This is a genomic window from Reyranella aquatilis (assembly GCF_020880995.1).
In the GTDB taxonomy this organism is placed as follows: Bacteria; Pseudomonadota; Alphaproteobacteria; order Reyranellales; family Reyranellaceae; genus Reyranella; species Reyranella aquatilis.
The window spans coordinates 186706-208799 of the sequence record NZ_JAJISD010000001.1 but is presented as its reverse complement, the minus strand read 5'-3'; the positions used below and the strand labels follow the sequence as shown (position 1 = coordinate 208799).

Here is a 22094-nt window from a genome sequence, read left to right as displayed (position 1 = left end):
GCTAGAAGAGCGCCGGACCGTTCATCAGCACAAGCCCTGAAACGATCACGAACGACGCAGCCACCCGCCGGCCGCCGAACGGCTCGCCAAGCAGGAGTGTCCCGATCAGCGCGCCGAACAGCACCGAGGTCTCGCGCAGGGCCGCGACATGGGCCATCGGTCCCAGCGCCAGCGCATAAATCGCGATGCCGTAGCCGGTATTGGCGATCAGGCCCCCGCCGACGCCGCGGTACCAGGTCTTCTTCATGTGCGCCCAGACCGTCGTCGGGCGCTTCCAGAAGGCGAGAACCAGCAGCCAGGGCCCTTCCAGCACCGCGAGCCAGGCGATGTAGGAAATGCGGTGCTGCGTGGACTCGCCCGCCGCGCGGACGCCCAGTCCGTCGGAGATGATGTAGCCGGCGATGGTGATGCCGGTAAGGACCGCGAACAGCGTCGCGAGCCCGTGCCGGCTGCCCGGACGCGGTACCACGTTCTTCAACGGCATGGCCAGGGCCACCAGGCCGAAGCTCAGCAGCAGCACACCAACGATGTCCTGCGAACGCAGATGCTCTCCGATGAAGCGGCCCGACACGAGAGCGACCAGCAGCGGGCCAAGACCGCGCGCGATCGGGTAGGTGTGGCTGAGATCACCGTAGGAATAGGCCTTCAGCAGGAAGAAGTAATAGGCGACGTGAATGGCGACCGAGAGAATCAGGTACTTCCACGCCGCGCCCTCGATCATCGGCACGAATGGCACGATGCAGAGCCCCATGATCGTGCCGGTCGTCATGATCAGACCGAATGTTGCCAGACGGTCCGACTGGTCGGACTTCAGGATCGCGTTCCAGGTGGCGTGCATCAGCGCTGCGGCGAGCAGCAGCGCGATGATCAGGGGCTCGACGACCAAGGGGGCACTTTCTTCTTGTTGCTCTCACCCTACGCCCGTGTCCAAGATTGCAACAAGGGCGGAAACAAGATGCGAGGCATGCGATGACGGGCGGGGCTGATACGATCGAGGCGTACAAGGCAGCGCGCGAATTCCTGCTGGCGCAGCGCGGCGACTACGCGACGGCCTATCGCGACTTCCGGTGGCCGCAGATGGATCACTTCAACTGGGCGCTCGACTGGTTCGACGCCGAGCTGGCGCGTGGGCCGCTGGCCCACAAGCCCGCCCTGAAGATCGTGGGCGACGGCGCCGCCAGCCTCACCTTCGCCGAACTGTCCGAACGCTCCAACCGGGTCGCCAACGGATTGCGCGCGCTGGGCGTGAAGCGCGGCGACCGGATGCTGCTGATGCTGGGCAACGTGGCGCCGCTCTGGGAGGTGATGCTGGCGGCCATGAAGCTGGGCGCCGTTGTCATTCCCGCCACCACCCTGCTCACGCCGGTCGATCTCGCCGACCGGTTCGAGCGCGGACGCGCGCGCCACGTGGTCGCCGCTGCCGCCGAGGCTGCGAAGTTCGAAGGCTTCGACAAGAGCCTGACGCGCATCGCCGTCGGCGACGCACCGGCCGGCTGGCACGCCTATGCCAGCCTGCTCGATCACCCGCCCGAATTCGCGCCGGACGGTCCGACCGGGGCCGACGATCCGATGCTGCTCTATTTCACGTCCGGCACCACGGCGAAGCCGAAGCTGGTGCTGCATTCGCATCGCAGCTATCCGGTGGGCCATCTCACCACCGTCTTCGTGCTCGGGCTGCGCCCGGGCGACGTGCATCTCAACATCTCCTCGCCGGGCTGGGCCAAGCACGCGTGGAGCTGCTTCTTCGCGCCGTGGATCGCCGGCGCCACGATCTTCATCGCCAACCAGCCGCGCTTCAATGCGCGCTACCTGCTCGACGTCGTCGTCGAGAACCAGGTGACCACGTTGTGCGCACCGCCGACCGTGTGGCGGATGCTGATCCAGGAAGACCTGAAGTCGTGCAGGACGTCGCTGCGCGAGGTGCTGGCGGCCGGCGAGCCGCTGAATCCCGAGGTGATCGAGCAGGTCGAGAAGGCCTGGGGGCTCACCATCCGCGATTTCTACGGCCAGACCGAAACCACCACCCAGGTCGGCAATCCGCCCGGCCAGCCGATCAAGCCCGGATCGATGGGGCGCCCCCTGCCCGGCTACCGGATTCGCCTGCTCGATGCCGACGACAAGGACGCCGAGGAAGGCGAGATCTGCATCGACCTCGCGCACCGCCCCGCGGCACTGATGCAGGGCTACCAGCAGGAAGACGGCTCGATCGCGCCGCTCACCGGCGCCGTCTATCGCACCGGCGACGTCGCCTCGCGCGATTCCGAAGGCTACCTCACCTATGTCGGCCGAGCGGACGACGTGTTCAAGGCGTCGGACTACCGGATCAGCCCGTTCGAGCTGGAAAGCATCCTGATCGAACATCCGGCCGTCGCCGAAGCGGCCGTGGTGCCGGCGCCCGACGCGATGCGCCTGGCCGTCCCGAAGGCCTACATAACGCTGACCGCCAGCGGCAAGCCGGACCGCGCCACCGCGCTCTCGATCTTCCAGCACCTGCGCGGGCGCCTTGCCCCCTTCAAGCGCATCCGCCGGCTGGAGTTCGCCGAGCTGCCCAAGACGATCTCCGGCAAGATCCGCCGCGTCGAACTGCGCCGCGACGAGGAAAAGCGGGCCGCCGAGAACCAGCGCGGCGCCGGCGAATTCCGGGAAGAGGATTTTCCGGAATTGGCGAAGTAAGGCGACGCGCTCAAAGCGTCCTTTCCCCGCTTCGCGGGCGGAGAGGGCCATGAGGAGAAATCCTATGAGAGGCGGCACGGACCGGATAAACTGCCGCCATGCTCCTTCTGATCGATAACTACGACAGCTTCACCTACAACCTCGTCCACTTCCTGGGCGATCTCGGCGCGCGCTGCGTCGTGCATCGCAACGACCAGATCACGGTCGATGAGGCGCTGGCGCTGAAGCCCGCCGGCATCGTGCTCTCGCCCGGCCCCTGCACGCCCAACGAGGCGGGCATCTGCATGGACCTGATCCGCGCGGCGGCGAAGGAACAGGTACCGCTGTTCGGCGTCTGCCTCGGCCACCAGGCGATCGGCCAGGTGTTCGGCGGCCATGTCGTGCGCGCGCCCGCGCCGATGCATGGCAAGCTGTCGGGCGTGTCCCACAAGAACCAGAGTGTGTTCGAGGACGTGCCCTCGCCCTTCCAAGCGACCCGCTACCATTCGCTGATCGTCGACCGGAAGGATTTCCCCAAGGATCTCGAGGTCACGGCCGAGACCGGCGACATCATCATGGGCCTGCGGCACAAGACGCTGCCGATCCACGGCGTGCAGTTCCATCCCGAGAGCATCGCCTCTGAATACGGCCACAAGATCCTTGAGAACTTCCTGAAGATCGCGGGCGACCATCCGAGCCAGCAGAACAAGAAAAAGGCGGCCTGAGCCGCCCAAAAGGAAACGCCATGATCGATCGCCGCACGCTTTTCCTCTCGCTGGCGGCGACCGCCGCGTCTTCGCTCACACCGTCCACGGGCTTCGCGCAAACCGCGTGGCCGGCCAAGCCGATCCGCATCATCGTCCCCTTCCCGGCCGGCCAGGCGACCGACATCCTGGCGCGCATGATGGCGGACCAGCTCACCAAGGCGCTGGGACAGCAGGTGATTGCGGAGAACCGGCCCGGCGCGGGCGGCCAGATCGGGGCCGATGTCGCAGCCAAGGCGACGCCCGACGGCTACACGCTGCTTATGGTGACGATCTCCACCCACGGGATCAGTCCCGCGCTCTACCCGAAGCTGCCGTACGATCCGCAGAAGGACTTCGCGCCGATCGCCAACATCGGCCTGACGCCGCAGGTGCTGATGACCAGCCTGAAGAGCGGGATCGATTCGGTGGCCGATCTGGTGGCCAAGGCCAAGTCCGGCGCGGACCTCAACTACGGTTCCTCGGGCAACGGCTCGGCCAGCCATCTCGCGGTCGAAATGCTGAAGAGCGCGGCCGGCATCAAGCTCACGCACGTGCCGTTCAAGGGCAATGCCGAGGCCCAGCTCGCGCTGCAGAGCGGCGACATCCAGCTCCTGTCCGATGCGGTGCCGGGCGCGGTCGGGCCGGTGAGGTCCGGCAAGGTGAAGGCCATCGGCATCGCCGACCAGCGCCGCTCGCCCTTCCTGCCCGACGTGCCGACCGTCGCTGAGCAGGGCCTCCAGGGCGTCGTCGCCGTGGGCTGGATCGGCCTCTCGGCGCCCGCGAAGACTCCTGAGCCCATCCTCGACAAGCTCAGTGCCGAGGTCATGCGCATCCTCACCGATCCCGAGGTGCTGGAGAAGATGAAGAGCCTGTCCTTTGTCCCGGCCAAGGAATCCCGGCAGGAATTCGAGGCCTATATCGCCATAGAGAACATGAAGTGGCGCAAGATCATTCAGGACGCAGGCATCAAGATCGAGTAGCCGCCGGCGACTCGATGACCAAATTCTTCTTTTAATATCAGCCTATTATGGCTGATTTCTTACCTAAATCCGGCCACAGTTCGGGCGGCTGGATCCGCGGACCCGCCGTTCAGGGGGCTATGCCGAAACCGGCCCGCTGGATCGCCTTGGTGATCGCCGGGACGTCGGCGCCCTCCGGAAGACGCATCTCCCCGCTCTTGAGATCGACCGAGAGAGGCGCGGTGCCCGCGCCGGTGGCGGCCCGGGTGACGGCCTTTACGCAGCCGTCGCAATCCATGCCAGTGACCTTGAGGATGAGTTCTTGTGCCATGTGATATAGCTTCGCGCCCGCCGGCCGAACCGGCAAGAGGCAAAAGTACGGGGTTCTGGTGAGCGGCGACATCAACGATTTTCGCGGCCTTCTGGCCAAGGTGGGCAACGGCGAGACCCTCGGCATCGACGAGGCGGAGCGCGCCTTCGACATCATGACCTCGGGCGACGCGACCCCGGCCCAGATGGGGGCCTTCCTGATGGGCCTGAAGGTGCGCGGCGAGACGGCCGCGGAACTAGCCGGCGGGTCGCGGGCGCTCCGGGCCAAGGTCCTGAGGGTCAGGGCGCCCGAGGGCACCATCGACATCGTGGGCACCGGCGGCGACCACCACGGCACCTACAACGTCTCCTCCTGCTCGGCCTTCGTCGTGGCCGGCGCCGGCATCCCGGTCGCCAAGCACGGCAACCGGGCCTTCACGTCCAAGTCCGGCGCGGCCGACGTGCTGTCGGCACTCGGCATCGGCCTCGAAGTGCCGATCGAGGCGCTCGAGAAGGCGCTGGTCGAGGCCAAGGTCTGCTTCCTGATGGCGCCGCGCCACCACAGCGCCATGCGCAACGTCGCCGGCCCCCGGGTCGAGCTGGCGCCCTCGCGCACGATCTTCAATCTGCTGGGCCCGATGTCGAACCCTGCCCTGGTCACGCGCCAGCTCGTGGGTGTGTTCGATCGCCGCTGGCTCAGGCCCGTCGCCGAGGCGCTGGGCCAGCTGGGCCTCCAACGCGCGCTGGTCGTGAACGGCCAGGACGGCATGGACGAACTCACCACGACGACCGCGAGCTGGGCTGCTTCGCTGGAAAACGGCAAGGTGACCGAGATCGAGATCGCCCCGGAAGAAATCGGCGTGAAGCGCGCCACGCTCGACCAGCTGAAGGGTGGCGATGCCGCGCACAACGCCCAGGCGATCCACGCCCTGCTGGGCGGGGAGAAGAACGCCTTCCGCGACATCGTTCTCCTGAACAGCGCTGCCGCGATCATGGTCGCGGGCAAGGCACGGGATCTCAAGGAGGGCGCCGCCATGGCCGCCCAGTCGATCGACAGCGGCAAGGCTCGCGAAGCGCTGGCGACATTGAAGAGGATTTGCGCATGAGCGACACGCTCGACAAGATCGTTGCCGACAAGAAGCGCCATGTGGCCGGGCGCATCTCGCAGCGCCCGCTCAGGGTCATCGAGAACCTGGCCCGCGATACCGATTCGCCGCGCGGCTTCGCCAGGGCGCTCAAGTCCACGATCGCCGAAGGCCGCTATGGCCTGATCGCCGAGATCAAGAAGGCCTCACCCAGCAAAGGTCTGATCCGGCCCGACTTCGATCCACCCTCCCTCGCCCGCTCCTACGAGCGTGGTGGCGCGACCTGCCTCTCGATCCTGACCGACGAGCCCTACTTCCAGGGCAAGGACGAGTTCCTGACGCAGGCGCGCGCGGCGGTGAAGCTGCCGGTGCTGCGCAAGGATTTCATGATCGATCCCTACCAGGTGCCGGAGGCGCGTGCGCTCGGCGCCGACTGCATCCTGCTGATCATGGCCTGCCTCGACGACGCGCTTGCCGCCGAACTGGCGAAGCTTGCGCACAAGTGGGGCATGGACGTGCTGGTCGAGGTGCATGACGGCGAGGAACTGGAGCGCGCGCTCAAGGTCGATGCCGACCTGATCGGCGTGAACAACCGCAATCTCAAGACCCTCGCGGTCGATCTCGCGACCACCGAAAAGCTGGCGCCGTTGGTGCCGAAGGACCGCGTGCTGGTGGCCGAAAGCGGCCTCGGCTCGCCCGCCGATCTCGCACGCATGGCCAAGGTCGGCGCCTCGGCGTTCCTGATCGGCGAGAGCTTCATGCGCAAGCCCGACGTCGAAGCGGCGGTGCGCGAGATCCTGGTGCGCGAGGCTGCATGAAGCGAGACGGCACAAGGCCGAAGAACGGCGCGGCGCTCACCCATTTCGACGAGGGCGGCAACGCCCGCATGGTCGATGTCGGTGACAAGGAGATCACCGAACGCATCGCCGTGGCGCGCGCCACCGTCACCATGCAGGCCGCGACGCTCAAACTGATCCGGGACAAGAAGGCCAAGAAGGGCGACGTGCTGGCGGTGGCCCAGCTCGCGGGCATCATGGCAGCGAAGAAGACGCCCGACCTGATCCCCCTCTGCCATCCGCTGTCGCTGTCGTCGGTCGACGTGAAGCTGTCGCTCGCCCCCCGGCGCAAGGCCGTCGACATCGAGGCGACCTGCAAACTGAAGGGCCGCACCGGCGTCGAGATGGAAGCGCTGACGGCGGCCGCCGTCGCCGCGCTCACCGTCTATGACATGTGCAAGGCGGTCGACCGTGGCATGGTGATCTCCGAGGTGAAGCTCCTCCACAAGTCCGGCGGCAAATCGGGGACGTGGGACGCGTGAGGCTCTTGGGCGCGCGCAACTCCAGTTGCGCTCATATCTTCGCCATTCGACGCTCCACTGAGCGCCACTGGAGTGGCGCGCTCCGATGAGGCAACGCCATGCTCTCCGTTCGTGACGCCCACGCCCGCGTGATCGCCGCCTTCGAGGCCCTGCCGTCCGAAATGGTGTCGGTCGCCGATGCGGCCGGGCGTGTCCTGGCCGCGTCGCCGCAAGCCCGCCTGACGCAGCCGCCGGCCGATCTTTCGGCCATGGATGGCTATGCCGTGCGCGCCGCCGATGTGCCGGCCGCCCCGACGACCCTCACGCTGGTGGGCCAGGCGCCGGCCGGCGGGTCCTACGACAGGGCGCTGCAGCCGGGCGAGACCGTGCGTATCTTCACCGGCGGCCCGCTGCCGATGGGCGCCGATTCGATCGTGATCCAGGAAGACACCAAGGCAGACGGGCCGAGAATCACCATCCTCGAGGCACCGCGCGTGGGGCGTCACATCCGCAAGGCGGGCCTCGACTTCAGCGCGGGCGATACGCCGCTGGCGGCGGGTCGCACGCTGACTACGCGCGACGTGGCGCTGGCGGCGGCCATGAACCACCCCTGGCTCTCGGTCTACCGCAAACCGCGTGTCGCGATCCTCTCCACGGGCGACGAACTCGTCATGCCGGGAGAGCCGGTCGGCCGGAACCAGATCGTCTCGTCCTCTGGCATCGCCGTCGCGGCGCTGGTGCGCGGCTGGGGCGGCGAGCCCACTGTCTTCGACATCGCGCGAGATGACGCGAAGCTGATCGAAAGCAGGATCGAAGCCGGCGCGCAGCACGAGCTGCTGATCACCCTGGGCGGCGCCTCGGTGGGCGACCATGATCTCGTCCAGGCCGCGCTCAAGGCGCAGCGCTTCGACATGGACTTCTGGAAGATCGCCATGCGCCCCGGCAAGCCGCTGATGTTTGCCGCGCGCGACCGCGCCCGCGTACTCGGCCTGCCGGGCAATCCCGTCTCCACGATGGTGTGCGCGCTCCTGTTCCTGAAGCCCGCGATGGAGCGGATGCTCGGCCAACCGGGCGACCTTGTGCGCACCGTCCCCGCCCGCCTCGCCGTCGACGTGAAGCAGAACGACCAGCGCGAGGACTATGTCCGCTCGCGCCTCGGCCGCGACGCCGACGGCACCCTCACCGTCGATCCCCACCCGGTGCAGGACAGTTCGATGCTTTCCGTGCTGGCGGCTTGCGACGGGCTAATGATCCGCCCGCCCCATGACCCCGCGCGCGAGGCGGGCGACACGGTACAGGTGGTCGATCTCCACGGCCTGCCGGGCGGGTACTGAGCCAGGCGGCTCGAAAAGCGAATCGAGCGATGCCGCCCGTCGAACTCGTTCTCAAGAGCGGAACCGCGGCAATCCTGCTCGTGACGGGCCTGTTGCTGCTGCGCGACCGGCGGCACATGACGACGGGACCTTTCGGCGGTCTGCTCGCGCTCAGCGTGGCAGCCACCGCTGTTCTGTCGGTCACTGGCGCCCGTTCACCCTGGCTGTGGCCGGTCATGCTAGTGGCGATGGGCACGCCAGCGCTGCTGTGGATCTGGGCGGGCGCTCAGTTCGTCGATGATTTCCGTCCCTCCTGGCGGGACGCGGCGGCGTGGGCGCTTCTGCCGATCGTCGGCATTGTGGGCATCTTTCAGTGGCGCCCCTGGATGGCCACGGCGGAAGACCTGATCGGACTGTCGTTCGTGCTCCTCACCGCCTGGCGCGTACTGGCCGGCCTGCGCGACGATCTCGTGGAGCGCCGCCGCCGCCTACGCCCCGTGCTGGTGGGTCTGGCGGTTCTTTACGCAGGCGGTGTCCTGCTCATGAACATGCTGGGCCGCGGCCAGCCCCTCGACCCGACCAGCCGGACAGTCGAGGCGTCGATCCTGGCCGCTCTCGCCGTTGCCTTTGCCATGGTCGGCCTGCGGGCCGCCCGCTCCATATTCGAGCCCTCGCCGATCGAGACCCGCCCGCCGGCGCCCGACGATGCGCCGTCCTCCGGCGCTGCCGTCGACACCCAGGAGGACGTCCTCCTGGGCCGCCTGCGCCAGCTGATGGAGGACGAGAAGATCTATCGTCAGGAAGGGTTTGGACTAAACCTGCTGGTCGCCGCGCTGGATGTGCCCGAGTACCGGCTGCGCCGGTTGATCAATCAACGACTCGGCCATCGCAACTTCAGCAGCTTCGTAAACGGCTACCGTCTGGCCGAGGCCATGGCGGCCCTGGCCGATACCGGGCAGGCGGGCGTCCCGATCCTGACCATCGCGCTCGATTCGGGATTCCAGTCGATCGGTCCCTTCAACCGCGCCTTCAAGGCGCATACCGGCATGACGCCGACGGCCTATCGCAAGCAGGCCGAATCGCGAAATGACTGGCCGATTCAAGGAAACGGCCAACGGAGTGCTGAAACCGGCGAGACCTGACGGAGGACGGGACGCAATCTGCCCCCGCATCACCCTCCGCAAAGGCCCGTCCATGACGCTGTCCACCCTTCTCACCTGGTCCCTGCCCGCGGTCATCGCCCTGGCCAGCCTCGAAGGCCTGATCCTGACCTTCGTCGCCCGGCGTCGCTACGACTGGCTGTCCTTCGCAGCGTCGCTCACCGACGTGCTGGTTCGGGAGTATCTCGTCTATACATTTGTGGGCATCAGCCTCGCCGCGCCCTTCATCGAGTTCGCCTGGCAGCATCGGCTGACGACAGTCCCTCTGAACGGTGTGGCCAGCTTCGCCTTGCTCTTCCTGGGACAGGAGTTCTGTTACTACTGGTATCATCGCGCCGCTCATCGGGTGCGCTGGTTCTGGGCGACGCATGCCGTGCATCACTCTCCGAAAGATTTCAATCTTGGCATTGCCTATCGCTTCGGCTGGACCGGCAGGATTGCCGGCAACGCCGTCTTCTTCGTGCCCATGATCTGGCTGGGCTTCGCCCCAAAGGCCGTCTTCGCCGCCCTGGCCCTCAACCTGCTCTATCAGTTCTGGCTGCACACCGAATGGGTGCCCAAGCTGGGGTGGCTGGAATACGTGCTCAACACACCCTCCCACCACCGCGTCCACCACGCCTCCAATTACGACTATATCGACGCCAACTACGGCGGCGCGCTGATCGTCTTCGACCGACTGTTCGGCACCTTCGTTGGCGAACGCGCCGACCTGCCCTGCCGCTACGGGCTCGTGAAGCCGCTGATCTCCCACAATCCGATCCGGATCGCGTTCCACGAGTGGATCAACCTCGTGAGCGATCTGCGCGCCGCCCGCTCCTGGCGCGAGGGTTTGGGCTATCTGTTCGGTCCCCCGGGCTGGCGGCCCCGGGAATCCGCGACGATCGTTCCGACGCGCAGCGCCCCCGGTGTTTTATGAGGTATATCCAGCGCACGATCATCATGGCCGCCTTTGCGCTCGCCGCTATGGCGGCGCCGGCGAGCGCCCAGGAGCCAAGGGAATGTGGCACGCCGGCGTCGCTCGCAGACGGCTGGGCGGTGGCCGCACCGGCGGACGTCGCGATGGACGCAAAGGCCTTGTGCGGCCTCGACGCGTTCATTTCGCAGTGGCCCGGACGGAACGTCCACGCAGTGCTGATCGCACGCCACGGCAAGCTGGTGATGGAGCGCTATTACGCCGGCGTCGACGAGCGCATGGCACGCCCCCTGGGCATCGTGCGATTCGCGGCCGATGTGAAGCATGACATGCGCTCGGTCTCCAAGAGCGTCACCTCGCTGCTGATCGGCATCGCATTGGCCGAGGGCAGGTTCCCGACGCTGGACTCGTCGGTGTTCGACACTTTCCCGCAATACGGCGACTTGGCGACACCGGAGAAGCGGCGCATCACCTTCCGCGACCTGCTCACCATGTCGGCCGGGCTGAAATGGGACGAGAGCCGAGGATACGCCGATCCGCTCAGCAACGAGTACGGCCTGGTCGAGGCGACCGACCCTTTCCGCTACCTGCTGTCCCAGCCGATGGCCGCGGCGCCGGGCACTGTCTACGCATACAACGGCGGCGCCACGGCGCTGCTGGCGGCGGCATTGGCCAAGGGCACCGGTCGGTCGCTGAACGACTATGCACGCGAGAAGCTCTTCGTCCCGCTCCAGGTTCTCGACTTCGACTGGGACGAGATGGGCGTCAGTCACCAACTGGGCGCGGCCGGAGGCCTGCGTTTGCGGCCGCGTGACATGCTCAAGCTAGGCCAGATCATGCTGACCGACGGACAGTGGAACGGCCGGCGCGTGCTCCCGCCGGGCTGGGCGGCCGAGTCGGCCACGCCCCGGATCAATGGCGAAGGTCTGTACTTCTACGGTTATCAATGGTGGCTGGGCCGAAGCTTCAGCCGCGGACACGAACTCACCTGGACCGCGGCGTTCGGCTTGGGCGGGCAGCGCCTCTACATCGTGCCGGCGCTCGACCTGGTGCTCGCCATCACCGCCGGCCACTACGGGAGCGGCCAGGGTGGGAGCCCGCTGCAGGCGGTCATCCCGTCGGCAATCCTCAATGGGTTCGTCCTGCCGGCCGTTCTTCGAGGCTCACCCTGACGACGATGGCGCCGTGTGATGCACCGCAAATCCGGGAAAACTTGACCCAGAACAGGAACTAAACTAGAACATGTGCCGGGTTTCAGGATTTGTTCCTAAATCCGGTAGGCGTTCTGGGGAGAAGACGGTGCTAACCCGCAAGCAAAACGAACTGCTCCTGTTCATCAACAAGCGGCTCAACGACGACGGTGTGTCGCCCTCCTTCGACGAGATGAAGGAAGCGCTGCGGCTCAAGTCGAAGTCGGGCATTCACCGCCTGATCACCGGGCTCGAGGAGCGCGGCTTCCTGCGCCGGCTGCCCCATCGGGCGCGCGCGCTGCAGGTCGTGAAGCTGCCGGAGAGCGCGGCAATGCCGGCTCCCAACGTCACCCCCCTGCTGGCCGACGCTCGTCGCGCCGGCTTCTCCGAAACCCGCGAAGGCTTCGTGCCTCAGATCGTGCGCGCCGACCGCGTGCCGCTGGCCGGCGCCATCCAGGCCGCCAACGAGGCGCAGGCACTCAGCCTGCCGCTCTATGGCCGGATCGCCGCCGGTACGCCGATCGAGGCGCTGCGCGACAATTCCACGACCGTCGACGTGCCCGTCTCGCTGCTGGGCTCAGGCGCCCACTACTGCCTCGAGGTCCAGGGCGATTCGATGGTCGAGGCCGGCATCCAGAACGGCGACATCGCTATTATCCGGAGTTCCGACACCGCCGAGAGCGGCGAGATCGTCGTGGCCCTGATCGACGATACCGAAGCGACCCTGAAGCGGCTGCGCAAGAAGGGCGCGTCGATCGCGCTCGAACCCGCCAACGCCGCCTACGAGACCCGCATCTTCGGGCCCGACCGGGTCAAGATCCAGGGTCGTCTCGCCGGCCTCTATCGCCGCTACCACTGATCGCGGAACGGTCCGCCGCGGTCAGGGCTTCTTCGCGGCAAATGCCCGCCGGTTGGCTTCGTCCATCAGCGCGGCGATCGGCCGGGCGCTGGCCGGATGCTCGCCGTCCGACTTGTAGCCGCGCACGATGTAGACGAAGCCGGGATACTGTCCCTCGACGAAGCTGTACGAGCGGGTGATGGTGAGGGTGGATGATGCAGGGCCGGCGAAGACGGTCAGGTCGTAGCCGGCGTTCTGCGCACTCTGCAGGCCGTTATAGAGCGTCCGCCACTTCACTTCATCGGCGCTGACTTTCGGTTCATTCGGGTCGTGGACGCCCTGCGCACGGAACCCGCCCGGGATCTTGTCTTCCTTGATCGTATCGTAGCCCGTCCCCACCCCCTTGACCTGATAGCTCATCCGCTCTGCCGGATTGCAGGCCGCCAGCAGCAGCACCGACGAGATCACGATCCACTTCGTTCGTCTCCCCCTTCGTTGCCGATACAACTCGCATGGGTGCTTGGATTGCCAATACACGCAAATGACGTCAGGCACCCGGTGCCTTGACCGCCCCCTGGCGCATCGAGCTGTTTGGCACCCAGGGCCGGTCGCCGCGCCGGCCGTTAGCGGTCTCGCGCCTCACCGTGAGATCGTCGAGCCACAGCGCATGCGCGCCGTCCTTCCAGGCATCGCGCCGGTCGATGACGAGCCGCGGGCCGCGGCAGCGCGCCTGGGCGTCGACGGTCGAGAGCACGATGTCGGCCGAGCCGCAGGCCTCGGCCAGGCGCTTCTCGTCGCTCACCATGGCGATGCGCCATGGCCCCTTGCGCCATCGGCAGAGGCCGGTGTTGCAACCGAGCCCGGCGGCTTGCTCGTCGGCGCTCACGGTCCAGCGCTTCGCCCCCTCCTGCCCCTGCCGCCGTGCCCATGACTCGCTCACGAACCGGTCGGTCCGCGCCGAGGCCACGTGGACGACGCCCTTCTCGTCGCGCAGGCCGAGTACGCGGCCGTCCTCGCTCATCAACAGGTCGGGCGCTGGCGGCGGGCCGAGCAACAGGCCGATCGCCACCACGGGCAGTCCGGCATAGCGCCAGCGCCGGCGCCACAGGCAGAGCCAGAGGCCGCCGGCGGTCAGCAGCCACAGGCTGGCCCCGGGCAGCGAGGGTACGAGGACGGCCGACTCGGGCCAGGCCGCGACATGGAAGGCGATAGCGTTCAGCGCCTCGACGCCCCAGCCCATCGGCACCAGCGCCAAGGATTCCAGACCGAAGGGCATGAGCAGCATCGCCAGTAGGCCCCATGGCATGATCCAGAAGCCGGTGAGCGGCACGCCCAGGAGGTTGGCGACGACGCCGAGCAGCGAGAGGCGGTTGAAGTGGTAGGCGGCGAAGGCGCCCGTGGCGACCGAGGCGATCAGAGTCGTGACCAGGCTTGCGGCGAGCGCCGCGCCGATGCGCCATGCCCAGCGATGGTCCGAGAATTCGGCCCGCTCGTGCAGGCGGCGACGCAAGGGAGCGGCCGATTCCCAGCCGGCAATCAGCGCGACGACGGCGGCGAACGACATCTGGAAAGACGCGCCGGTGAGCGATTCCGGCGCGATCACGAGGACGATCACCGCCGACCAGGCGACAAGCCGCAGCGACAGCGCCGTGCGGTCGAGCAGGATGGCCAGCAACGCGAAAGCGGCCATCGCACAGGCGCGCTGGGCCGGGACCGGCGCGCCGGCAAGCGCGGTGTAGAACAGCGCCGCCATCAGCGCGAGAACGGCCGCCACCTTCTTGGCGTCGATGCGCAGCGCCAGGGCCGGCACGAGCGCGATGCCGTAGCGCACGATGCCCATCACCAGCCCCACGACGAAGACGATGTGAAGGCCCGAGATCGACAGGATGTGCGCCAATCCGGAATCGCGCATCGCCTGCGCCACGTTCTTGTCGACGGCTGTCTGCTCGCCGACCAGCAGCGAGGCGACCACGCCGCCGGCGGGCCCGGGTAGCACCTCGAGGATGCGCGCGGCTACATCGGCGCGCAGCGCGTCGAGCGTGCGCACGAACCCATCGGGCTTGCCGCGTTCGATCACCGTGGCGGGCGCCAGCGCATAGCCCACGGCGCCCAGTTGCTGGTACCAGGCGACTCTCTGGAAATCGAAGGCGCCAGGCGATGCGGGCCCCGCCGGCGGCGACAGGTTGGCCAGCACCAGCAGGCGATCGCCGATGGTGAGTGGCGGCGCGCCCCGGCTCAGCGTCACGCGCACCTTCGTAGGCATCATCTCCGGCGGCGGCACGCCATTGCCCCTGAGGCGCACGGCCTCGAGCACGACGCGCACACCGTCCGGCAGGCGCTGGATGTCGCTCACCCTGCCCTCGACGTTGAGGCTGAACAGCGGCCGGGCGAGCGTGGGAGCAGCGAGGCTCGCGGTGCGCCAGGCGACGAGGCCGAAACCCGTCGAGGCGGCAACCGCGCCGATGGCGAGCGCCCGCGCCAGGCTGCCCGCCGGCGACAGCACGGCAAGGCCCACCGACAGGGCAGCCAGCGCAGGGCCCACCCAGAGCGCCGGTTCGCTCGGCAGTTCGAAATAGACAGCGATGCCCAGTCCCAGCGCGACGGGCAGCCACAGCATCCACCGGCCGCGCTCGGCGTCCAGCTGCTCCAGGATCCAGACGCGCGGGTTTGACACCTTTGGGAGGCTCGCCTACCTACGGCGCGCTTTTTAGCCCGAATTGCGGCGAAATCGCACTCACCCCGCATACGCTCCCAGGCCGATGACCGTCGTAACCCGCTTCGCCCCCTCGCCCACCGGCTACCTGCACATCGGCGGCGCCCGCACAGCCCTGTTCAACTGGCTGTTCGCCAAACACCACGGCGGCAAGTACCTGTTGCGCATCGAGGACACCGACCGCGCCCGCTCGACGGAGCCCGCGATCGCCGCGATTCTGGACGGCCTGTCGTGGCTCGGCCTGCCGTGGGACGACGAGGTCACCTACCAGTTTTCGCGCGCCGCCCGTCACGCCGAGGTCGCGCTCGACATGCTGGCCAAGGGCCATGCCTATTATTGCTATGCCTCGCCGCAGGAGCTCGACGAGATGCGGGCCGCCCAGAAGGCCGCCGGCAAGCCGATGCGCTACGACGGCCGCTGGCGCGACCGCGATCCCAAGGACGCCCCGGCCGACGTCAAGCCGGTGGTGCGCCTGAAGGCTCCCCAGACCGGCCAGACCGTCATCAAGGACGCGGTGCAGGGCGAGGTCACGGTCGAGAACGCCCAGCTCGACGACATGATCCTGCTGCGCGCCGACGGCACGCCGACCTACATGCTGGCCGTGGTCGTCGACGATCACGACATGGGCGTCACCCACGTCATTCGCGGCGACGATCACCTGAACAACGCGTTCCGCCAGCTCCAGATCATCAAGGCTATGGGCTGGCCAGAGCCGGTCTATGCCCACATTCCGCTCATCCACGGACCGGATGGAGCCAAGCTTTCCAAGCGCCACGGCGCGCTCGGCGTCGATGCCTATCGCGACATGGGCTTCCTGCCGGCGGCACTGCGCAACTACCTGCTGCGGCTGGGCTGGGGCCACGGCGATGACGAGATCATCTCGACCGAGCAGGCGATCGAATGGTTCGACCTGGCTGGCGTCGGCCGGTCGGCCTCGCGCTTCGACATGGCGAAGCTTACCAACCTCAATGCGCACTACCTGCGCGAGACACCGGATGCTGAACTCCTTCCGCTGGTCCTGCCGCGCATCGAGGAAAAGATCGGCGGCAAGGTCGACGATGCGGGCCGCGAGCGCATCGCGCGCGGCCTGAACGGCGTGAAGCCGCGGGCACGCACGTTGGTCGAACTCGCAGACAATCTTGCTTTCTACGCACGCGCCGGCGCGCCGCCGATCTCCGATGAGAAGGCGCTCGGCATACTGACTCCCGACGCCCGTACCGTCATGGCCAAGCTCGCGCCCGCACTGGAGCCGGTGGCGAGCGACTGGAACGAAAAGGCGATCGAAGAAGCCGTGCGCAAGTTCGCCGAAGCGAACGGGCTGAAGCTCGGCCAGGTCGCCCAGCCGCTCCGAGTTGCGCTGACCGGCTCGATCGCTTCGCCCGGCATCTTCGAAGTGCTGGCGGTGCTGGGGCCCGCCGAGACCAAGGTGCGATTGCTGGCGGCAGCTGCATAGCCGGCCATGTTACGTTTGGCTTGTTCGTGCACGCGCCTGCGTGGAGGTTGACTGAGAGATGGATGACAAGAAGCCGATGCTCGAGGCCACTGGGAACGAAGAGACCCGGGATTTCATTCGTGACATGGTTCAGGCCGATCTCGCCCGGGGACAAGTGGAGAGCCTCGTCACGCGCTTTCCACCCGAACCGAACGGCTATCTGCATCTCGGCCACGCAAAGTCCATCTGCCTGAATTTCGGACTGGCGACGGAATATGGCGGCCGCTGCCACCTTCGCTTCGACGACACCAATCCGGTGAAGGAGGAGCAGGAATACATCGACGCCATCAAGCGGGACGTACGCTGGCTTGGCTTCGACTGGGGCGAGCATCTGTACCATGCGTCGGACTATTTCCAGACTTTGTACGACTGGGCCGAGCATCTCATCCGCGCCGGCCTCGCCTATGTCGACGACACGCCGCCCGACGAGATGCGAGCCATGCGCGGCACGCTGACCGAACCGGGCCGCGCCTCGCCGGATCGCGACCGCTCGGTCGAGACCAATCTCGGCCTGTTTCGCGACATGCGCGCCGGCAAGTTCCCCAACGGCGCCTGTGTGCTGCGCGCAAAGATCGACCTTGCGTCCGGCAACATGAACCTGCGTGACCCCGTCCTGTATCGCATCCTGCACGCGACTCACCCGCGCACCGGGACGGAGTGGTGCATCTACCCGACCTATGATTTCGCACATGGCCAGTCCGACGCCCTGGAACATGTCACCCACTCCCTTTGCACCCTGGAGTTCGCGGACCATCGTCCGCTCTACGACTGGTTCCTCGACCACCTGCCGGTGCCGGCGCGTCCGCGCCAGACCGAATTCGCCCGCCTCAATATCGGCTACACCGTCCTGTCCAAGCGGCACCTGACGGATCTGGTACGGCGCGGCATCGTGAGCGGCTGGGACGACCCGCGCATGCCGACGCTGGCAGGCCTGCGCCGTCGCGGCGTTCCGCCGGAGGCGATCCGCGACTTCGTTCGGCGCATCGGCATGTCCAAGGCCAACAGCGTCGTCGATATCGCCATGTTGGATCACTCGATCCGCGACCATCTCAATCGAGCAGCGCAGCGGCGCATGGCGGTCCTGCGGCCGCTCAAGCTCGTGATCGAGAACTTTCCCGAAGGCCACGTCGAAGAGCTGGAGGCCGTCAATCACCCGGGAGACCCGGGCGCCGGCACGCGCACCCTTCGCTTCCGCAGGGAAGTCTTCGTCGAGCGCGACGACTTCATGGAGAATCCCTCGAACAAGTTCTTCCGGCTGGCGGTCGGGCGGGAAGTCAGGCTGCGCTACGCCTATCTCGTAACCTGCCGCGAAGTGATCAAGGACGCCGACGGCAACGTGGTGGAACTGCGCTGCACCTACGATCCGGCGAGCCGGGGTGGCGACGCGCCGGACGGCCGAAAGGTCAAGGCCACCCTGCACTGGGTGTCCGCCCGCGATGCACTTCCCGCCGAAGTCCGACTCTACAGCACGCTCTTCAACCGCCCCGACCCGGGCGCCGGTGGCGATCTCGACGCCGACCTCAATCCTGCCTCGCTCGAAGTCCTGTCGGGCGCGCTGGTGGAGCCCTCATTGACCGAGGCGGCTGCAGGGCAAGCCGTGCAGTTCGAGCGGCTCGGCTATTTCTGCGCCGACCTCGCGAGCCGGCCGAATTCTCTGGTATTCAACCGCACGATCGAGCTGCGGGACACTTGGGCAAAGGTTCAGGTCCAGGGCTAGGAGTAGCAATCCCCCGACACAGGACGCGATTGCCGGCGGCCGCCGGATAGATCGGCCGCCCTCCAACCGGCAGGCTGCCGTCATGAGCCTGCGGATATGGATCTGGTTGTTGTCACTGTCCGTCCTGTGGGGCGGCTCGTTCTTCTTTGCCAAGGTAGCATTGGCCGAGCTGCCGCCGCTGTCGGTCGTTTTCTGCCGCGTGGCCTTCGCAGCCGTCGCGCTCAACGTGGTCCTCGCCATTGCGGGCAAGGAACTGTTCCGGGCCGGCACGCCGTGGCGCAGCTTCGCGGCGATGGGCCTGATGAACAACCTCGTACCCTTCGGCCTGATCTTCTGGGGCCAGACCCAGATCGCCTCCGGCCTCGCCTCGATCCTGAATGCGACGACACCTCTGTTCACGCTCTTGGTCGCGCACTTCATTACGCGGGATGAACGGGTCGGGGGCGTCAAATTCGGAGCGCTGCTGCTCGGCATCGTCGGCGTCGCGGTGCTCATGGGCGCTCGGGCTGCCATCGCCACTCCGGGGGTCGTCGGCCAAGTCGCCTGCCTGGGCGCTGCACTCTCCTATGCCTTCGCCGGCGTCTATGGACGACGCTTCGGAAGAATGGGCGTGGCGCCGCTCGAAGCCGCTGCCGGCCAGGTCACGGCGAGTGCCATGTTGATTCTGCCGATCATGCTGGTGGTCGACCGCCCCTGGGAATTGGCCGCGCCTCCTTCGCTCGTGACATGGGCGGCTCTGGCAGCCCTCGCGCTGCTATCGACCGCGCTCGCATATGTCCTGTATTTCCGAATACTTGCAGTGGCCGGGCCGACTAACCTGCTGCTGGTGACGTTCCTGATCCCTGTGACGGCCATCGGACTCGGAGCCCTCGTCCTGGGCGAACGGCTGGAACCGCAACAGTTTGCCGGCATGGTGCTGATCGGGCTCGCGCTCGCCCTTCTCGACGGCCGTTTGGCGCCCTTTCTACGCCTCGCGAAATAGCGGCCCCGCTGCACAATTGCGCCTTCTTTGGGGGCTTGTTAGGGTGCGGCCGAACCGGCGAACGGCGCCCCGCGGGGCGCACGCGCCTTGCCCGAATCGAGCCTGCGAAAGAGTTCATCCCATGGCCAAATCGACCGCGACGCTTACCGACAACGAAACCGGCAAGACCTATGAGATGCCGATCATCCACGGCACCATGGGGCCGCGTCTGGTCGATGTCCGCAAGTTCTATGGCGATTCCGGGATGTTCACCTACGATCCGGGCTTCACCTCGACCGGATCGTGCGGTTCGAAGATAACCTACATCGACGGCGACGAAGGCCTCCTGCTCCATCGCGGCTACAACATCTCGGAGCTGGCCGAGCAGAGCGACTTCATGGAAGTCGCCTATCTGCTGATGAAGGGCGAACTGCCGAACAAGGCCCAGAAGGACAAGTTCGTGAAGGACATCACGAACCACACGATGGTCCACGAGCAGCTCAGCCAGTTCTATCGCGGCTTCCGTCGCGACGCCCATCCGATGGCGATCTGCTGCGGCGTCGTCGGCGCCCTCTCCGCCTTCTATCACGACTCGCTCGACATCCACGATCCGCACCAGCGCATGGTCGCGTCGTACCGTCTGGTCGCCAAGATGCCGACGATCGCGGCGATGGCCTATAAGTATTCGGTCGGCCAGCCGTTCGTGTATCCGCGTAACGACCTGTCCTACGCCGCCAACTTCCTGCGCATGATGTTCTCGGTCCCGGCCGAGGAGTACGAGGTGAACCCGATCGTCGAGAAGGCGATGGACCGCATCCTCATGCTCCATGCCGACCACGAACAGAACGCCTCGACCTCGACGGTCCGCCTCGCGGGCTCGTCGGGCGCCAACCCGTTCGCCTGCATCGCCGCCGGCATCGCCTCGCTGTGGGGCCCGAGCCATGGCGGCGCGAACGAAGCCGTCATCAACATGCTGCACGAGATCGGCGGCAAGCAGAACATCCCGGGCTTCCTGTCCCGCGTAAAGGACAAGGCCGACCACACCCGCCTGATGGGCTTCGGCCATCGCGTCTACAAGAACTACGATCCGCGCGCCAAGGTGATGCGCCAGACCTGCCACGAGGTGCTTACCTCGCTTGGCATCACGCATGACCCGCTGCTCGAGCTGGCCATGGAAATGGAGCAGATCGCTCTCAAGGACGACTACTTCGTCTCCAAGAAGCTCTATCCGAACGTCGACTTCTACTCGGGCATTATTTTCCGCGCGATCGGCATCCCGACCTCGATGTTCACCGTTCTCTTCGCGGTGGCGCGCACGGTCGGCTGGATTTCGCAGTGGAACGAGATGATCGAGGATCCCGATCAGAAGATCGGCCGTCCGCGTCAGCTCTACAACGGCCAGACCGAGCGTCCCTACAAGCCGCTCCACATGCGGGGCTAGTTCGCTCTCCGGGAGGGAAGCGACATGGTGAAATCATCTTTTGGGCCGCACCGGGGGGAAACATCCTGGGCGGCCGTCCAGACACCGAGGACCAAGCAGCGGATCGTGCGGCTTGGTCCTGCGGCGAACGACAACTTTCGCCCGACGGGCCTGCGGACCTGGCTGTTCGTCGTCATTACGGGGGCGACCGGCGCGCTGCTGGGCCTGATCGTCTCGAACTGGCGGTTCTTCTAGGCCGAAGGGCCTGAACGAATGAAGGCCCGCGATCGCGGGCCTTTTTCGTTGCGGGGCTCGTGCCTCGGGTGGTCGTTCTGCCGTCGGCGCTTCCGGACATTGCAGAGGGCAATGCCCTGCCGCTCCCCAGGCTGAGCGAAGCTCAGCCCGATCAGCCCTTCCGTTCGATCAGCTCGATCTTGTAGCCGTCAGGATCCTCGACGAACGCGATCACGGTCGTGCCGAACTTCACCGGACCGGCCGGGCGCGTGACCTTGCCACCGGCCTTGGTGACTTCCTCGCACAGCTTGTAGGCGTCGGGCACGCCGATCGCGAGATGGCCGAAGCCGGTGCCCAGCTCGTAGGGCTTTTCCTGGTCCCAGTTGTAGGTAAGCTCGACGACACAGTGCTCGGGCTCGTCGCCGTAGCCGACGAAGGCGAGACTGTACTTGCCGTCCGGCACATCGCGCTTGCGCAGCAGCTTCATGCCCATCGGACCGGTATAGAAGGCCAGTGACTTGTCGAGATCCCGAACGCGGATCATCGTGTGCAGCATGCGATAGTTGGCGGCCTCGGGCATCATCCCTCTCCCTTGTCGTCAGCGGGCTAGCGGTCGCGGATCATCGCGGCGAAGGTCGCCTCGGCGGCAACCTTGCCGTCGACCATCGCTTTGCCGGAAAACTTCCAGACATTGGCGCGGCTCTGGATCTTCTGCACGTGCAGTTCGAGCCTGTCGCCCGGCACGACGGGCCGGCGGAAGCGCACCCCGTCGATCGACATGAAGTAGACCAGCTTGCCCTCGGAATCGGAACCGAAGGTGGAGACCACGAGCACGCAGGCCGTCTGGGCCATCGCTTCGACGACCAGAACCCCGGGCATCACCGGCTCGGAGGGAAAGTGACCCTGGAAGAATGGCTCGTTGATGCTGACGTTCTTGATGCCCACGGCGCTCTGGTCGAGCTGCATGTCGACGACCCTGTCGACCATCAGCATCGGGTAGCGATGCGGAATCATCTGCAGGATGCGCTTTATGTCGACGGATGTCGCCGTAACGCTGCTGGCATTCTCGGTGTGGGCGTTCATGACCTTGGCCTC

Annotated in this window: 22 protein-coding genes; 16 read left to right on the top strand and 6 right to left on the bottom strand. The window is 66.7% G+C overall.

Features of this window, described 5'->3' with window-relative positions; genetic code table 11:
- Position 1: 1 nt before the first annotated feature.
- A complete protein-coding gene (locus tag LJ725_RS00950; RefSeq protein ID WP_230548745.1) occupies positions 2-886 on the bottom strand; it encodes an EamA family transporter in 885 nt (294 codons plus the stop codon).
- A gap of 104 nt (positions 887-990) precedes the next feature.
- Here LJ725_RS00950 and LJ725_RS00945 point away from each other — a divergent pair, with 104 nt between their 5' ends.
- From LJ725_RS00945 to LJ725_RS00935, 3 genes are all read left to right on the top strand, one after another.
- On the top strand, positions 991-2673 hold the full coding sequence (locus LJ725_RS00945; protein WP_329958343.1) for an AMP-binding protein: 1683 nt from the start codon (positions 991-993) through the stop codon (positions 2671-2673).
- Between the two features lie 98 nt (positions 2674-2771).
- On the top strand, positions 2772-3377 hold the full coding sequence (locus LJ725_RS00940) for an anthranilate synthase component II (RefSeq protein ID WP_230548743.1): 606 nt from the start codon (positions 2772-2774) through the stop codon (positions 3375-3377).
- A gap of 20 nt (positions 3378-3397) precedes the next feature.
- The gene (locus tag LJ725_RS00935; protein WP_230548742.1) at positions 3398-4378 is read left to right on the top strand and encodes a Bug family tripartite tricarboxylate transporter substrate binding protein; all 981 of its coding nucleotides are present in this window, start codon (positions 3398-3400) and stop codon (positions 4376-4378) included.
- A gap of 109 nt (positions 4379-4487) precedes the next feature.
- Here LJ725_RS00935 and LJ725_RS00930 read toward each other — a convergent pair whose 3' ends face one another.
- Positions 4488-4688, bottom strand: coding sequence for a heavy-metal-associated domain-containing protein (locus LJ725_RS00930; RefSeq protein WP_230548741.1), 201 nt, complete (start codon positions 4686-4688; stop codon positions 4488-4490).
- Positions 4689-4758: 70 nt separating this feature from the next.
- Here LJ725_RS00930 and trpD point away from each other — a divergent pair, with 70 nt between their 5' ends.
- The 8 genes from trpD (at position 4759) to lexA (ending at position 12483) form a co-directional block, all read left to right on the top strand.
- A complete protein-coding gene (gene trpD / locus LJ725_RS00925) occupies positions 4759-5772 on the top strand; it encodes an anthranilate phosphoribosyltransferase (RefSeq protein ID WP_230549680.1) in 1014 nt (337 codons plus the stop codon).
- On the top strand, positions 5769-6569 hold the full coding sequence (trpC, locus tag LJ725_RS00920; protein WP_230548740.1) for an indole-3-glycerol phosphate synthase TrpC: 801 nt from the start codon (positions 5769-5771) through the stop codon (positions 6567-6569). The genes trpD and trpC overlap by 4 nt, the downstream gene beginning before the upstream one ends.
- Positions 6566-7069: a cyclic pyranopterin monophosphate synthase MoaC gene (gene moaC / locus LJ725_RS00915; RefSeq protein ID WP_230548739.1), complete on the top strand. Its 504-nt coding sequence runs from the start codon at positions 6566-6568 to the stop codon at positions 7067-7069. The genes trpC and moaC overlap by 4 nt, the downstream gene beginning before the upstream one ends.
- A 98-nt stretch (positions 7070-7167) precedes the next feature.
- Positions 7168-8382, top strand: a complete 1215-nt coding sequence (locus LJ725_RS00910; RefSeq protein ID WP_230548738.1) for a molybdopterin molybdotransferase MoeA — start codon at positions 7168-7170, stop codon at positions 8380-8382.
- A 92-nt stretch (positions 8383-8474) separates the two neighbouring features.
- Positions 8475-9503, top strand: a complete 1029-nt coding sequence (locus LJ725_RS00905) for an AraC family transcriptional regulator (protein ID WP_230548737.1) — start codon at positions 8475-8477, stop codon at positions 9501-9503.
- 52 nt (positions 9504-9555) lie between these two features.
- On the top strand, positions 9556-10437 hold the full coding sequence (locus tag LJ725_RS00900) for a sterol desaturase family protein (RefSeq protein ID WP_230548736.1): 882 nt from the start codon (positions 9556-9558) through the stop codon (positions 10435-10437).
- Positions 10434-11606, top strand: a complete 1173-nt coding sequence (locus LJ725_RS00895) for a serine hydrolase domain-containing protein (RefSeq protein ID WP_230548735.1) — start codon at positions 10434-10436, stop codon at positions 11604-11606. Before LJ725_RS00900 ends, LJ725_RS00895 begins: the two co-directional genes overlap by 4 nt.
- Before the next feature lie 127 nt (positions 11607-11733).
- Entirely contained in the window at positions 11734-12483 is a 750-nt protein-coding gene (lexA, locus tag LJ725_RS00890) for a transcriptional repressor LexA (protein WP_230548734.1), read from the top strand.
- A 21-nt stretch (positions 12484-12504) separates the two neighbouring features.
- Here the strand turns inward: lexA and LJ725_RS00885 are convergent, their stop codons facing one another.
- Together LJ725_RS00885 and LJ725_RS00880 are read right to left on the bottom strand one after the other, a co-directional pair.
- Positions 12505-12930 carry a hypothetical protein gene (locus LJ725_RS00885; protein ID WP_230548733.1) on the bottom strand — a complete coding sequence of 142 codons (426 nt, stop codon included), beginning with the start codon at positions 12928-12930 and terminating at the stop codon, positions 12505-12507.
- 79 nt (positions 12931-13009) lie between these two features.
- Entirely contained in the window at positions 13010-15136 is a 2127-nt protein-coding gene (locus tag LJ725_RS00880) for a ComEC/Rec2 family competence protein (RefSeq protein WP_230548732.1), read from the bottom strand.
- Positions 15137-15221: 85 nt separating this feature from the next.
- Here LJ725_RS00880 and gltX point away from each other — a divergent pair, with 85 nt between their 5' ends.
- The 5 genes from gltX (at position 15222) to LJ725_RS28855 (ending at position 21020) form a co-directional block, all read left to right on the top strand.
- Positions 15222-16628, top strand: a complete 1407-nt coding sequence (gene gltX, locus LJ725_RS00875) for a glutamate--tRNA ligase (protein WP_230548731.1) — start codon at positions 15222-15224, stop codon at positions 16626-16628.
- Positions 16629-16686: 58 nt separating this feature from the next.
- A complete protein-coding gene (locus LJ725_RS00870) occupies positions 16687-18384 on the top strand; it encodes a glutamine--tRNA ligase/YqeY domain fusion protein (RefSeq protein ID WP_230548730.1) in 1698 nt (565 codons plus the stop codon).
- 82 nt (positions 18385-18466) lie between these two features.
- On the top strand, positions 18467-19366 hold the full coding sequence (locus tag LJ725_RS00865) for a DMT family transporter (protein ID WP_230548729.1): 900 nt from the start codon (positions 18467-18469) through the stop codon (positions 19364-19366).
- Between the two features lie 121 nt (positions 19367-19487).
- A complete protein-coding gene (locus LJ725_RS00860; RefSeq protein WP_230548728.1) occupies positions 19488-20786 on the top strand; it encodes a citrate synthase in 1299 nt (432 codons plus the stop codon).
- A gap of 105 nt (positions 20787-20891) precedes the next feature.
- Entirely contained in the window at positions 20892-21020 is a 129-nt protein-coding gene (locus LJ725_RS28855) for a hypothetical protein (protein WP_268990360.1), read from the top strand.
- A gap of 151 nt (positions 21021-21171) precedes the next feature.
- Here the strand turns inward: LJ725_RS28855 and gloA are convergent, their stop codons facing one another.
- Positions 21172-21579 carry a lactoylglutathione lyase gene (gene gloA / locus LJ725_RS00855; RefSeq protein ID WP_230548727.1) on the bottom strand — a complete coding sequence of 136 codons (408 nt, stop codon included), beginning with the start codon at positions 21577-21579 and terminating at the stop codon, positions 21172-21174.
- A gap of 26 nt (positions 21580-21605) precedes the next feature.
- Positions 21606-22082, bottom strand: coding sequence for a 3-hydroxyacyl-ACP dehydratase FabZ (gene fabZ, locus LJ725_RS00850; protein WP_230548726.1), 477 nt, complete (start codon positions 22080-22082; stop codon positions 21606-21608).
- Positions 22083-22094 lie beyond the last annotated feature (12 nt).